Below are 14,019 nucleotides of genomic sequence, written 5' to 3'. Positions count from 1 at the left end.
CCTTCACGATCTGCAGTAGTGAAGGTTGATATAAGGGACATATTTCCACATGAGGCATCGCGAGTCTTGGAAATATGTCCTTTTCCTATTTATGTGCCATGGAATTCAGCAGGCGGAACTTCAGTATATAAATAGCTGATGTTATAAAAGAAAAAGCTATGACGGCCCATAAATAAGGAATAGCATACGGGATACTGAAGAACAGCATCAGAATGGCTATGTAATACAATACCGTGGTTAATTTGCCCAAAGAATTGGCGGGGACCGTCTTCTTGCCCCGAAAATGGAAAAACGCCGAACCCGCAATCATACCCGCATCGCGAATCATGATGGCTGCAGCCGCCTCCCATGGAATCATACCCGAGATGAGCAATGAGACAAAAACCGCCAGCATCATCGTTTTATCTGCCAGAGGGTCGAGCACGACTCCCAAATCCGTTACCATCCCCCTGCTTCTGGCTAAATGCCCGTCCAGGACATCCGTTGCTCCCGCGATGACTATTATAAAGAAAGCAATTTTGACATGCCCCGAGAAAAAAACAAATAAATAGACAGGCACTAGAGCAAAACGAAGCAGTGTCAACGTATTTGGCAGGTTCACTTCGGGTCTCTCCTCTGTACACAATTCTACATTGTTACATTATACCTTTGAAATTGTAAAAAAAAAACTCCCCTGGGGGAGTGCTGTCGATAAGCGGCATGTAAATGTAAAAAAGATGATGCCTTTTGGCTAATAAACTTATTAATGTCCCCCTAAGTACCGGCAAACATTAAGTCGAATAAGTGCCTCCATGTTTCTATACTCCATACATCCTCTAAAGGCTGTTTCCCGACGTAAACATAACCGATGATCAGTCCTGCGAAAAGAGCTGCCACACACAGGATCGGCACGAGAAGTATTCTTAACAAGCGCAATACCGGTTTCAGTTTGCGATACCAGGGACGGCCCTTCGGAGTTGGTTTAGATTCGCTCATGGTCATTCCTCGCTCACTATCCTCTAAGATTGTTGGCCAGCTGCATCATGGTGTCAGAGGAAGCGATGGCCCGGGAATTTAATTGAAATGCCCGTTGAACCATCATCAGTTCAGCGGTTTCATCCCCTAAATTAACGTTCGATTGTTCTACAAATCCTTGTTTAACCGAAATTCCTCTCTCCAACCCGCCTGGACCAAAGGCATCCTGCACGACCAAATTCCGATCGGCCCCCGCAGCTACCTGGTAGCGGTTATTCCCGATTTCCTCAAGATATTGGGGACGCATGACGCGCATTAACTTAATACGGCCTGCAGGAACTGCCTCCGCCTCGGGCATGGAAGGCCGATAGGCCCAGACATTGCCCTGTTCATCTACTTTCATATCGTAGCCAGATGGAATAGCTATGGGCTGTCCGTTCACATCGCTAATAAGCAGCCCGTCCTTAGTGGCCAAGTAGGTACTTTCCGTATCACCTGCACGAAGAGTAAGTTGAAAGGAGCCCTCTCTTGTATAGACCTCTTCCATTGCCGGGTTGCCGTCCGGCCCCGTAACAGGGTTCAGAACAGCAAAAACGGCTTGTCCCTCAATCGCCAGATCCGTCGAAAGCCCGGATTCGCTTAACGGACCTTGAGACAGGTCTACCTTGACCTGACCCAGCCTGACTCCCCAGCCTTGCGTCAAGCCGAGCGGAGTCAGCCTGCCCTCCTTGCGAAAGCTTTCGGGCTGCTGTTTAACATTAGTCAGCACATCTTCGAAGGTTACATCTTTTCTCTTATATCCAGCCGTGTCAAAATGGGCTACGTTATTAGATAATACATCCAGCTTCTGTTGAAGTGAACGCATCGTCACCATGGAGCTAATCATGGAATGATTCATTATAGTTCCTCCTCAAGACAAGACGGCGTTCAGAAGTACGTTCGTTGGGTAACTCACAAGATTCGTTAGAACTTCCGAACACTGTTATTTCGCTTCAAGTATACATCTATACCCGTCCAATTTCGTTAACAGCTTTCTCCAGGCTCTTGTCATAATACTGAACCATCTTCTGATTCGCTTCATAAGCACGGAGTGCGGACATCATATCGATCATAGCATGGGACGAATCTACATTGGAGCGTTCCAAATACCCTTGATAAACCTCCACATCATCGTCCGGATTCATCCCACGAACCAGATCGGCATCCTCTTCATTCAACCGATATTGCCCATCGCCCATGCGGATCAGCCGATTAGGCTCTTCGACGATCGACAGCAGCAGCCCCGCCTGTTCTCCGGCTGTATTCAGCAACGGTTCCCCGTTCAGAGGATCCAACAGTTCTCCGTTCCGGCCGATGACTGCACCCGATAACGGCTCACCCGTGGCGACATTCATCAGTGTCAATGGCTGTCCGTCCCGTCCAAGCACCCGATACCCGCTCTCGGTTACCAGTTCCCCCGCCATATTCACTTGGAAGCTGCCGTTCCGAGTATAAGTGCGGTTGCCTTGTCCATCAACAACGGTAAAAAAGGCCTGCGGCTGATATATCCTCTCTCCATCAGCGGTTATAGCTTTACCTGAACCATCGAAGGTCACCCCAGGAAGCTGCACATTGGAGACAATGGCCAAGTCAAATGGCTGCTTTGTTTCCATAAGGTCTCCTTGCAGATATACCGACAGAGCCTCCTCCGCGAACACACCGGTATTCATTCGGCCTATATGTCTGGAGTTCGCGCCCTGATCGTCTCCATTCAAAAGCGAGATCATCATTTCCGGAAATGACCGGGCTACCGCATTATTCTGCTTATAGCCGGGAGTCAGCACATTAGCGATGTTATTGGTTGCAACATCGTGACGCCTTTGCTGTGTGATCATCCCGGCACCTGAAGTATACAATCCTCTTAGCATTCCTACGCCCCTTTCCTCTGCCGAGCTTTATAATCCTTTCAAAGCTGATTTCTTGGCTACTTTATCGAGATTATCCAGCATGACTCCGGTCCCCTTGACGACACAATGCATCGAGGATTCCGCCACCAGCACGGGAACCAGCAGTTCATCGGCCAGAAGCTGGTCCAGACCGTGCAGCATCGCACCGCCGCCAGTCAGAATGATTCCTTTATCAATAATATCAGCGGCTAATTCAGGTGGAGTCTTCTCCAGCAGTGCTTTGGCAGAGGCTACGACCGAATAAATCGGCTCCATCAAAGCCTCCTTGATCTCCATGGCATGCACGGTTATAGAGATGGGGAGGCCGGTGACCATATCCCTTCCCCTAATATCCATCTCTTCCTGGCGGCCTTCCGGATGAACCGTAGCTATCCTAATCTTGATATCTTCCGAAGTCCGTTCGCCAATAAGAAGCTTGTACTTATTCTTGATATACTTCATAATGGCATCGTCAAACTTGTCCCCTGCAACCTTAATAGAGGAGGCGGCTACAATGTCGCCCATCGAGATGACGGCTACATTCGAAGTGCCCCCTCCAATGTCAATAACCATATTTCCGCTAGGTTGTGATATATCCATACCCGCGCCGATCGCGGCCGCCTTCGGCTCCTCTACCAAAAATACCTCTTTGGCCCCACTGCGCTTCGCCGATTCCCGAATCGCCTTCTGTTCCACGGAAGTGATATTCGTAGGAGCGCAGATCAAAATTCTTGGATGACTATACCATTTTTTGCCGCCCACTTTATCTATAAAGTATTTTAACATAGCTTCCGTCATTTCGAAATTGGCAATAACTCCTTCACGCAGGGGTCGAATCGCCACAATATTGCCCGGCGTCCGCCCAACCATTCTGCGAGCCTCTTCCCCTACAGCCAGCACCTTCTTCGATTCGCTGTCTACAGCTACAACCGAAGGCTCATCCAGCACAATGCCGCTGCCTTTAACATAAATCGACACATTAGCTGTACCTAAATCTATTCCGATGTCCTTACTGAACATTAAATATGATCCTCCCTGCCCGTCACTGACCGTTCATTTACCCTTGTAAGAAGGTAAGCCCAGTTATCCTTAATAGGTAGTTTCGCCAAAAAAAAACAAAATCCTCCTTTTTCCGTTAAAATATAAGGGTAAAAAAACGAACGGTTGGGAGAATCGAATTTACGATTTGGACGAGACTAATAAATCGGAATTTTTCTTATAATTTCTCGATTTCTTATATTTAATTTTCGTTGCCTCACCTCCCCGCAGATGGCGAATCGATTTGTGATATTCCAATATCGTCTTAACTTGATTGGCCAATTCCGGGTTTATATCCGGAAGCCTCTCGGTTAGATCCTTGTGAACCGTGCTTTTGGATACCCCAAATTGTTTAGCGATTGCACGAACTGTGTGCCTCGTCTCCACGATACATCGACCGATTTTAATGGTCCGCTCTTTGATGTAATCATGCACTCCCCTCGCCTCCCTACTCAAGATAGTTTGGTACATTATATGAGGAGCGAGCCTATATATTCTTTGTTTAAAGAGCTGACAAGCACGGACGAGCCAATAAATTTGTGGGACAAGGCTTCTTTTTATTATTTCGGACTATGGCCCGACGATTTTTAGGGGTTCCACATAACCTTATAACTTATGGAAAAAACAAATAGCGGGAGGTTTACCTCCCGCTGCTTTAATCTGCATGGCCCCCGCAGGCCGTTTCATTATTGTTCTGCGATTAACTCACTTGGATTCAAGGCTGCTCCGTCTTGACCCTGGCGTACTTCGAAATGAAGGTGATTGCCGAGATGCTTCTCCAGCTCGTTGCGACCGGCTGTGCCGATAACATCGCCCTTCTTCACCTCTACATCCTTGGCCACCTTAATTTCATCAAGGCTCTGATATACCGTAACCAATCCGTTGGAGTGAGTAATTTCAACCAGGTTTCCGACAACCGGGTTTCTCTCCACCGCAGTTACCTTACCGCTTAGAGCCGCCAGTACTTCGAAAGACTCTTTATCCGGTCTGGCCAGATCAACACCGATATGCGGTGTGAACGTATCACCATACTCAACCATCGCTTCCTGCTTTACATCACTGGAAGCTTTGCTGTCGAAGAATGGCATGGTCACATCCATTTCGTTGTAATCCTTGACCGGCCACTGCATATTCTCTACATTGGCTGCAACAGGTTGGGCATCCGGATCAGTTGCGTTCTCGCCTTGCTCCAAACCGAGACCGATGCTCTCATCCGTTAGGGGTGGCTGTTTCCCCGAGTTTTGATACACCAACATTAACGTTAAAATAATTGCAGCCGCCACCATGTAGAGCGCCGGAAAAGCCCATTTCTTGGCGAGCAGTCTGCGCCACGGAGAGTACGGGGTTGCAGTTTGTGCTCCTTCTTTGGATTGAGGAGCTTCTTTTTCGGTTTGAATCTCTTTGTTTTGTTCACTCATAGTTATATCACCTCAGTACCATTGTTGCCAGATCGATAGCTTTTATACTTGAGATGATATAAATCGGCATATTATTTTAATTTGCTATATTCGATGCGTTCTGAACTTCTACCCCGGTATAGTAATGTTTAAGAATTTCCACTGCTGTCTTGCCTTCCTTGGCCATGCCGTTGGCCCCCCACTGGCTCATTCCAACCCCATGACCGTAGCCTGTCGTAGTAATCTCCACTTCTTTCCCGTTAAGCTTCCATTGAAATTGAGAGGAGTTCAAACCGAGCTTCTCTCTCACCTCTTTGCCGGAGAAGGTCTTGCCTCCTATCGATAGTTTCTTTATTCTTTTTCCATCCGTATATTCCAAGACTTTACTGTTGGCAAAAACGCTGCTGGCGGACAAGGTTTCCGACAATCCCAGCTTGCTGCGAAACTCGCTATAAGGGATAGAGATCGTCTCCTTATATCTTGGCGCTATCTCTTTATCCCAAGGACTGGCCACACTTCTTAAATAAGGAATTGGATTAGTCCAGTAATCTTCCGAGTTTTCCGTATATCCGTTACTAGTTGAGAAGAAGGTCGCCTCAATCGGTTTATTCTGATAGGTTATCACTTGCCCTCTAGTTTCTTCGACCGCCTGATTCAACCTCTCTCGGTTGCGTTCGAAGTTTTCGCTGCCCCACTGCCGTTTCAGCTCCTCATCGGTCAAATACGCCTGATGCAGTACCGTATCGGTAACAAGCGCTTCCTCATCGGGGACATTGCTGCGATCCTCCGCGAGCCAACGGCGAATGATATAGGTCCGGGCCGCTATCGCCTGGGCTTTTAACGCCTCCAGCTCGAAATCGGACGGCATCTCCGCCGCTACCACCCCACGCACATAGTTCTCCAAATCGATATGATCCACGCGCTTTTCCTTAGTTAGATAGACGGGCACGATCAAAGGGGAGACAGCTTCCGAAACAGGATCGGTCAAACCCTCCTCAGGCTCAGGAAGAAAATTAGATGTCTGCTCGGGCTGATCGGTCTTGCGAACGATCAGGCTCGGCACAAGAATAGTAAGAAGCATGGAAATAGATAGGGCCAGAGCCATCCATAGAATCACTTTCTTCCTTGTTTCTTGGTTCATAGCATCGTTCCTCCCAGACATGATGTATGTAGGCACTGTAGCGATTTGCATCGTGCAGTTATCCTATTTTATGAGATTGGAAGACATGCTAGAACATAAAGAAGCGTTAACGTTTAATAGCTTGCTAGCCAGCCGGGATAATATTCGGTAAGGAAGGATGCGTCGACATCTGCGAAGGGGGATTAATAGAAGCTTTCTTATCGCCAAATAGAATTTAAACCCTGTTCATGACAGAAAACCTATAAAATAAAAAAGCCTCGGTCATCAGACCAAGGCAGATCATTCGTTTTATATTTAAGTTATACGGGAAGGACTCAGACCGAGGCAAACATTACGCCCAAGTGGGCTGCACCGCGAAGAAGCCGACCTCGCTAGGTTTCTCCTCGACTTCTACGGCTCCATCCACTCTCTGGATGTCCGCTCCCAGCGCTTGAAGCTTCTCAACAATGTTCACGTAGCCCCTGTCAATGTGGTGGATACCGGATATTTCCGTTTCCCCATCCGCGGCCAGAGCAGCAAGCACCAACGCCGCCCCCGCTCTTAAATCCGTGGCATTCACCTTGGCTCCCCGCAGACGGGTATTGCCTTGAACAACAGCCGTCCGGCCCTCGACCTTAATTTCGGCATTCATTCGAATAAATTCATCCACATGCATAAAACGATTTTCGAACACCGTCTCTGTCACAAGACTCGTTCCTTCCGCTTTCAAGAGAAGGGCCATCATTTGCGATTGCATATCGGTTGGAAACCCGGGATACGGCAGCGTCTTCATATCGACAGCCCGCAGCGGGCCTTCCCCGCATACCTCGACTCCATTCTCGTCTTCCAGCACCTTCACGCCCATCTCCCTAAGCTTGGAAATGACGGGCTTCAGATGATCGCAGATTGCCCCTTCTATAAACAAGGTGCCTCTGGTAATAGCAGCTGCAACCATGTAAGTTCCCGCTTCAATCCGATCCGGAATTACCGTATGTATAGCACCCTGCAGCGAATCAACCCCATCTATACGGAGCACCCCGGTCCCTGCACCGCGAATACGGGCACCCATGGCGTTTAAATAATTCGCCAAATCTACAATTTCCGGTTCCATGGCCGCGTTCTCGATGTAGGTGGTCCCTTCAGCCAAGGTGGCCGCCATCATAATATTTTCGGTGGCCCCGACACTGGCAACATCCAAATAGATCTTGGCGCCCCGCAGCCTCCCCTTCACTCTGGCTTCTATAAAGCCTTGGCCAAGCTCTATATCCGCCCCCATGGCCTCGAAGCCTTTCAAATGCTGATCGATCGGCCGGGTTCCGATAGCACAGCCGCCGGGGAGCGGTATTCTCGCTCTCCCCATCCGGGCCAGCAGCGGACCGAGAACAAGAAAGGAAGCCCGCATTTTGCGGACCAACTCATAAGGTGCTTCGCATGAATCCAAGCGCGAGGAATCGACCCGAATGACCTCATTCTCATATTTGATTTGTGCCCCCAAGCTTTTGATCAGCTGGTAAATCGTTTTGACATCCTCCAGCAGAGGGGCATCCTTAATTACGCTAATTCCTTTTGTACCGAGCAAGGAAGCAGCAATAATAGGCAGAACAGCGTTTTTGGCGCCGTGTACTTTGACTTTTCCCGATAATCGTTTGCCACCGCGGACGATTATTTTGCTCATCTCTGGTCCCTCCGCGTTCCGTTGTATTTATGTCTTTTCCTTATTCTGTTGAAAAAGGGCTGGATACCAGCCTATCTTCATAATCCGCCCTCGATTAAATTATCGGCGAATAATCGAACATTACACACAGTTTGAGAACCAAAACGCTGTTTTCTTCGTCTATATTATTAAAGACGCCATCTAACTTAGACCAGTAGCTGCGTATATTAGCTCCAAACCTTGGTCGCTCCTATGTTCGCTGGGCTTCGAAGTTTGTCGAAACAACCTGTTTTATTTCCATTGTTGACAAGTAAGACCGATGTTATTCGAAGTCTTGATAGAGCGGTGCAACCGACCCGGGTAATCATCCCCGCCGCTGGTTAATCACTCTAAAACAGCCCCTTCAGCATAGCCGACCAGTTAAAATAGTCAATGAAGAATCGGGCCACCTGATATCCTAATGCCAAGGATAGAAAAATTTGCAGCAGCTTGCTTTGAATGCTTCGCGGATTTTTCACAAACAGATCGAATCGGAATTGCTGCAGCCCCCACCAGGAGAGGGCGATACATACCAAAACAATCAATATGTAGATCATTCCGCTCATTGCAAAAGTAAAACCGATGGAGTCGGTTTCGCCCATCCTGCTCCCCGCCTTCCTAGTGGCTATAAATAACAGGCTTCATTGAATTTACAAATTGCTGACGCAACTATAGTATAGCCATTAAATAGCCCAACTTCTATATAAAACTTCTGAGAAGTGCTGAATTCATTTTGTCTCATTAAGTAAGAATGCAACTGGCCACAGGGAGAAGGGATTCCCGGTACCCTTCAGAACACCGATGGCTTCTTCAGGCTTCCTACCATCCGAAATTGCCTTAAATGGCATCAGCTGAAGGCAAGACTAGTATTATTTCAACAGTTTAGCAAGGACTGAAACAAATTCTGCCCTGGTGGCTTTATGGTCGGGACGAAATGTATTGTCAGGATAGCCTGAAACCCAACCTTCATTCATCAGCTTGACTAGAATAGGGGCTCCCCAGTAGCTTGGGTCCACATCTGCATACGGGGCCTCTGTAACAGCGGGCAGACCGTTCATCAGATTCTGCACTTTGGCCAGAAGAGCGACCATTTCCATCCGGCTTATCGTCCTTTCCGGTTGGAATGAAGCGTCGGGATAGCCGTCGATCCATCCTTGCTGGGACACGGCGGATATCGCATCGTAAGCCCAGTGGCTGGGAGTCACATCGGGAAAGGCAGCCGCTCCGCTCTTGCTGGTAAGGCCGAAGGCCCGGCTAATAACAGCCGCTGCCTGAGCCCTCGTCATAGGCTGATCAGGGGCGAAACGGAATGGCTCAATTCCCTCGACAATCTTCAGGTTCGTTAACCGTATAATATCCTCTTCCGCCCAATGTCCCTCCACATCGCGGAAACCGGCGGTCAACGGAATGCTTTCGGCTTTCAGTCTATAAAACTGATTATCAAAAGCCTGATCGGCTCTTAATCGAACATAATAAGTTCCCGCTTCCAGCTCCTGCGAAAGAGTAAGGGCATCCGCACTCCCCTGCTCCTGGCTGATCAATTGAATGGAATGATCGTATAACTCCATCTCCATCCGTACCCCTTGCGGAATATCCCGCAGCCCCACATCCACCAAGCTGCGTTCATTCAGCCTGAACTGGAACCAATCCGAATCATCCTTCGTCTGAATGTGGCCCTTTACTTCTTTTCCTAAATTGAGGGAGGAAGCCTGGTTCGGTCTATTATTAGGTTCGTTGGGATCCTCCAATTTGGGGGAGTACTCGATAGACAGCGTATATTCGCCAACTACAGGGGCCGAGTAACCGGGGATATTGCTTACTCTGAAATAATAGGTTCCCGGTGTGACATTCATCGGTCCCGAAGTTTCCGTTTCGCCATCTCCGTTCTTATCGATCAGAAGCTCCTTCTCCCCTTGCTTCTGAACAAGAAGAACAGGGTCTATCCGTGCCGTATCGACGGACACCGTCAATTGCAAGGTGCCTTCGCTCCGCACATGCATCGCGAACCAGTCATGGTCATTCTCCTGATGGAAGGTTCCTACTATCGTCTGGCTTCGGTCAGGCAGTACATAAGCTTTATATTGCCGGTCATTATCTTCGAAAGGACCCTTATAGATTAAAAAATCGGTGGTCAGACGGTAAGTTACAGGCTGGTCCGCCTGCAGCTTGATATAGCTTCTGCCTTTGTTTACCTGGATATCCGCTCCGCTTGACAATATGTTCTCATAAGGCACGCCGGACTCGCCGGGATCCGTATAGTAAGTCAAGGTCATTCCGGCCCCAGCCTGATCGGCCTCTGCCGAGAAAGACAAGGTTCCGTCATAAGGCGCATCGATATAAAACCAATCCTGATCAGAAGCTCCGGATAAAGCCGCATTGATTTGTTGACTGATGGAAATGGGATAAGCACCGTCCGGGCTTTGATTTCCCTCATACATATCTTCCTTATACGGAATCGTTAGCGCCCGGTCCGCCCGAAGCAGACCATAACCCGATTTCGGATCCCACCCCGTTTGTGTAATCTCCTGGGCCGATTGGCGGATCAGATTGCGCACCTGATAAGGCTTCAGGTCGGGATACTTGCTCCATATCAACCCGGCAACCGCTGCTACCTGCGGAGCAGCCAAGGAAGTGCCTTCCTTATATCCATAATTTCCCCCCGGAAGAGTCGTAAAGACGTTCCAAGGAGCAACTATATCCAGTTCAGGGCCGTAATTCGATCTTCTATGGGGCTGTAAATCATGAGTGACCCCGCCCACAGCGATAACCGTTGGATAGGCCGCCGGATACTTGACTGCATTCCCTTCATTCCCGGCAGCCGCCACCAGAAGAACCCCATGATCTTCCGCATATTGAACTATGGATTTCATAAATGGTGAAGGCTTATTCAAACCAAGAGAAAGGACCACGATACGCGCCCCATTATCGACTGCGTACCGAATGCCTTCTCCTAACTTATCCTCGTCGCCGCTACCGTCCGCTTCCAAGGCTTTGATCGGCATAATTTGGGCCCTCCACAGAAGTCCGGAAACCCCGATCTCATTATCCGAAACCGCAGCCAGCACACCGGCAACGCTTGTTCCATGACCGTTGTCATCATAAGGGGGAGTCCCCGGTTGAATGAGATTCACCCCGTCAATCAAGTGATCCTTTAAATCCGGATGATTCATATCTATGCCGGTATCGACCACGGCTACAACCAAATCCTCGCTGCCGACCGCTTGATCCCAGGCCTCTTCCGCATGAATCAACTTCAAATATTGTTGATTGCTTAGCATTGAATCGTTCGGCATTTCGGCTATACGGTATTGATGATTGGGCTGAATGTATTCGACTTGTCCCGAAGCGCGCCAGTAATCCAGCCAGGCAGCTTCATTCTCCGTTGTTTTGGGACGAACGACCATTACATTCATGTCGGGATACTGAGAAATGATCGAACTGTTCTCATAAACAACCGGGTCCACATCATTCTTCCACTGAATAATCCAGGATAATTCGGAATCCGTAGTATTTGACGAGAGCAAGGGGGTGGGTTCCTCCGCCGCGAATAACGGGAAGGACAGAAGCAGAATACAAACCAAGCCAAAGGAGAGCAGAGCTTTAGTTAGTCGCATATGTATAATCCTCTTTAAAGGTAGTCCTAATTTCTTCTTAAAAAATACATTCGATACTCTTCACACTACCCCCTTCCGCTCTTTCACAAAAGGGTCTAAAGACCTATATCTTTGAATAATTAACTGCAGGCTGGATTATGGGACAGAATTAATGAAAGCAATGGCTATCGAGGCTGTGCAGATGAGGTGATCAGTAAGGTCTCTGAATCTGCCATTTCCCATACAAAGACCTACAAACTCTACTTGCCATTCGATGTCCGGAACAAGTATCATGCTAGATAATCAAGGAGCATTCCACAAGATGGAAATGCCCTCTGCGATGGTTAAAACTTGTATTCTTTGACGTACACACCTCATATTTGCTGCAAGTACAATCATTATTGGACTACGGTGGTGAAGCCGACATGAATTTTATTGGTCTTGCCGACCCCTTTATCGTGATGTTCGGCAGCGAGCAAAACAAGCTGATGCACCGTCATTACGGAATTCAGTTAGTTATTCCGATCGGCAGTTTGACTATTTAAAAGAGCATTTGCCTTACGCCGATGTGACCAGCAGACTCTTCACCGAAGCCGAAGGCGGAGAGCAGCATTGTCAGGTCGGCAACTATGACCTGGCTATCGAATATATTCTGTCGTGGCTCAAATCTAAATATTGACTCGATTCCGGATTAATCGCAAAATAAACCTTCCCGCAACCCAGTAGGTTCGGAGAAGGTTTATTATTTAGAGATTTCAATGCGCCCGCATCGTTGAAGAACTCGCTAGTAAATAAACAGATCCTTGCCCAGCCTGAAAACCGACTCTACATAATTTAACAATAAACCGGGGAAAAAGCCGAGCACAATTCCAAGTCCGGCACACACCCATAGAGTGATCTGCTGAGGAATGGTTGTCTTGAGCTTTTCCGGCTCCTCGCCGCTGCGCATGAACATTTGCCGGATAACGCCAAAATAGTAATAGTAAGAAACTACACTGGTCAAAATCATAATGATCGCCAGCCAATAGAGCTTCATCTCCAATGCGCCCAGGAGGATGAATAATTTTCCGAAGAAACCGGCGGTAACCGGAATCCCGGCCAGGGACAGAATGATTAAGACCATCGCGACGGCTGTCCATGGAGCACGGTAATACAATCCGGCAAATCCTTTGATTTCAGAGCTTCCGGACGTTGCCTCTATCGTGAATAACAGAGCGAACGCTCCGATATTCATCAATGCATAGGCTACCATATAATAGATAAATTCAGAGAAATTGCTTGTATGAATTAATGAGATTTTAGCCGCTATAGGAACCAGCAGATATCCGGCATTGGCTATTCCGGAATAAGCCAACAGTCGCTTCATGTTTTTTTGCTTAAGGGCCATGAAATGACCGGCAATCATGGAGATCGCGGCCAGCACGCTTAGGGACATATAAACATCCGCATCGATCGGCAGATTGGGGCCGGCGTTGACCTGGAAGAAGACCATATAGAACACCCGGAACATCAGGGCAAGCCCTGCTGCTTTGGAGACTACCGCCAGGAAAGCGGTAACCGGTGTCGGAGCCCCTTGATAAACATCCGGTGCCCAGGTATGGAAAGGCGCTGCAGCTATTTTGAAACCAAAGCCGGCCAGCAGCAGGAAAAACGCCACATAGATCAGAGCCCCGAAAGAACCGGAATAAAGAGACAGCTGCGCATTGATCTCCGCCAAATTGGTGGACCCCGACATTCCATACAAGAATGACATCCCGTATAAAATCATGGCCGAGGACACTCCGCCAAGCACCACGTATTTAAAGGCCCCTTCGTTGGATCGGCTGTCCTTCTTTTTCATGGCTACCATAATATAAGAAGTAATGCTTAGGAGCTCCAATCCGACAAATAATGTAATCAGATCGCCGGAAGAAACCATAATCATGCCGCCCAGTACCGCAGGAAGATAGAAATAATAATATTCCCCGACATGCGGAATTTCCTTCTGCTTGATCCCCCCGATGCTCATCAGCACGATCAAGGCGGTAGATCCCAGCAGCACCAGCTTCACCAGATCGCCGAAATGGTCGACCCGATAGCTGTGATGGAGCAGCTCAATCGGCTCCTCCAGATTAAGGCGCATACCTATGAAGGCAGCAGCGGCCAGTAACCCGGCAATCGTGAGCCAGCCAATGACGGTTCGGCTCCGATGACGCGGCATCAGCAGATCGATTAATGAAATAATGACAGCAGAGATGACCAATGTCAGCTCCGGCGCCAAGTGAGCTAAATCGCTTAATTGGATACCTTGTTCCATTGG

General features: G+C 48.4%; 12 protein-coding genes. All 12 read right to left on the bottom strand.

Annotation, left to right across the window (positions count from 1 at the left end; genetic code table 11):
• Nucleotides 1-85 precede the first annotated feature (85 nt).
• Nucleotides 86-601 carry a CDP-alcohol phosphatidyltransferase family protein gene (locus tag ACTHRH_RS05940; protein WP_144934314.1) on the bottom strand — a complete coding sequence of 172 codons (516 nt, stop codon included), beginning with the start codon at nucleotides 599-601 and terminating at the stop codon, nucleotides 86-88.
• Between the two features lie 152 nt (nucleotides 602-753).
• Nucleotides 754-975: a DNA-directed RNA polymerase subunit beta gene (locus ACTHRH_RS05935; RefSeq protein ID WP_225312532.1), complete on the bottom strand. Its 222-nt coding sequence runs from the start codon at nucleotides 973-975 to the stop codon at nucleotides 754-756.
• Between the two features lie 16 nt (nucleotides 976-991).
• The gene (locus ACTHRH_RS05930) at nucleotides 992-1,852 is read right to left on the bottom strand and encodes a flagellar hook-basal body protein (RefSeq protein ID WP_379289128.1); all 861 of its coding nucleotides are present in this window, start codon (nucleotides 1,850-1,852) and stop codon (nucleotides 992-994) included.
• A gap of 106 nt (nucleotides 1,853-1,958) precedes the next feature.
• Nucleotides 1,959-2,861 carry a flagellar hook-basal body protein gene (locus ACTHRH_RS05925; RefSeq protein ID WP_440414542.1) on the bottom strand — a complete coding sequence of 301 codons (903 nt, stop codon included), beginning with the start codon at nucleotides 2,859-2,861 and terminating at the stop codon, nucleotides 1,959-1,961.
• A 27-nt stretch (nucleotides 2,862-2,888) separates the two neighbouring features.
• Nucleotides 2,889-3,899, bottom strand: a complete 1,011-nt coding sequence (gene mreB / locus ACTHRH_RS05920) for a rod shape-determining protein MreB (RefSeq protein ID WP_144934323.1) — start codon at nucleotides 3,897-3,899, stop codon at nucleotides 2,889-2,891.
• Between the two features lie 159 nt (nucleotides 3,900-4,058).
• Nucleotides 4,059-4,352 (bottom strand): sporulation transcriptional regulator SpoIIID, encoded by a 294-nt coding sequence (gene spoIIID / locus ACTHRH_RS05915; RefSeq protein ID WP_144934325.1) that lies wholly within the window; start codon nucleotides 4,350-4,352, stop codon nucleotides 4,059-4,061.
• A gap of 251 nt (nucleotides 4,353-4,603) precedes the next feature.
• A complete protein-coding gene (locus ACTHRH_RS05910) occupies nucleotides 4,604-5,335 on the bottom strand; it encodes a M23 family metallopeptidase (RefSeq protein WP_440414539.1) in 732 nt (243 codons plus the stop codon).
• A gap of 76 nt (nucleotides 5,336-5,411) precedes the next feature.
• On the bottom strand, nucleotides 5,412-6,455 hold the full coding sequence (gene spoIID / locus ACTHRH_RS05905; RefSeq protein WP_144934329.1) for a stage II sporulation protein D: 1,044 nt from the start codon (nucleotides 6,453-6,455) through the stop codon (nucleotides 5,412-5,414).
• 331 nt (nucleotides 6,456-6,786) lie between these two features.
• Nucleotides 6,787-8,109, bottom strand: coding sequence for a UDP-N-acetylglucosamine 1-carboxyvinyltransferase (gene murA / locus ACTHRH_RS05900; protein WP_440414537.1), 1,323 nt, complete (start codon nucleotides 8,107-8,109; stop codon nucleotides 6,787-6,789).
• A 368-nt stretch (nucleotides 8,110-8,477) separates the two neighbouring features.
• Nucleotides 8,478-8,729 carry a DUF1146 family protein gene (locus tag ACTHRH_RS05895; protein WP_144934334.1) on the bottom strand — a complete coding sequence of 84 codons (252 nt, stop codon included), beginning with the start codon at nucleotides 8,727-8,729 and terminating at the stop codon, nucleotides 8,478-8,480.
• A gap of 267 nt (nucleotides 8,730-8,996) precedes the next feature.
• The gene (locus ACTHRH_RS05890; protein ID WP_260982027.1) at nucleotides 8,997-11,741 is read right to left on the bottom strand and encodes a S8 family serine peptidase; all 2,745 of its coding nucleotides are present in this window, start codon (nucleotides 11,739-11,741) and stop codon (nucleotides 8,997-8,999) included.
• 763 nt (nucleotides 11,742-12,504) lie between these two features.
• On the bottom strand, nucleotides 12,505-14,016 hold the full coding sequence (locus tag ACTHRH_RS05885; protein ID WP_379291040.1) for an NADH-quinone oxidoreductase subunit N: 1,512 nt from the start codon (nucleotides 14,014-14,016) through the stop codon (nucleotides 12,505-12,507).
• Nucleotides 14,017-14,019 lie beyond the last annotated feature (3 nt).

Origin of the sequence: Paenibacillus sp. SAFN-117 (assembly GCF_051966115.1) — a bacterium.
In the GTDB taxonomy this organism is placed as follows: Bacteria; Bacillota; Bacilli; order Paenibacillales; family NBRC-103111; genus Paenibacillus_L; species Paenibacillus_L residui.
This window is presented reverse-complemented; position numbering and strand designations above follow the sequence as displayed.

Bases quoted from the DNA above. Each gene is read 5' to 3' on its own strand.
- mreB (WP_144934323.1), bottom strand. From the start codon at position 3,899: ATGTTCAGTAAGGACATCGGAATAGATTTAGGTACAGCTAATGTGTCG.
- spoIID (WP_144934329.1), bottom strand. From the start codon at position 6,455: ATGAACCAAGAAACAAGGAAGAAAGTGATTCTATGGATGGCTCTGGCC.
- ACTHRH_RS05910 (WP_440414539.1), bottom strand. From the start codon at position 5,335: ATGAGTGAACAAAACAAAGAGATTCAAACCGAAAAAGAAGCTCCTCAA.
- ACTHRH_RS05935 (WP_225312532.1), bottom strand. From the start codon at position 975: ATGAGCGAATCTAAACCAACTCCGAAGGGCCGTCCCTGGTATCGCAAA.
- ACTHRH_RS05925 (WP_440414542.1), bottom strand. From the start codon at position 2,861: ATGCTAAGAGGATTGTATACTTCAGGTGCCGGGATGATCACACAGCAA.
- ACTHRH_RS05895 (WP_144934334.1), bottom strand. From the start codon at position 8,729: ATGGGCGAAACCGACTCCATCGGTTTTACTTTTGCAATGAGCGGAATG.
- ACTHRH_RS05890 (WP_260982027.1), bottom strand. From the start codon at position 11,741: ATGCGACTAACTAAAGCTCTGCTCTCCTTTGGCTTGGTTTGTATTCTG.
- ACTHRH_RS05885 (WP_379291040.1), bottom strand. From the start codon at position 14,016: ATGGAACAAGGTATCCAATTAAGCGATTTAGCTCACTTGGCGCCGGAG.
- ACTHRH_RS05930 (WP_379289128.1), bottom strand. From the start codon at position 1,852: ATGAATCATTCCATGATTAGCTCCATGGTGACGATGCGTTCACTTCAA.
- murA (WP_440414537.1), bottom strand. From the start codon at position 8,109: ATGAGCAAAATAATCGTCCGCGGTGGCAAACGATTATCGGGAAAAGTC.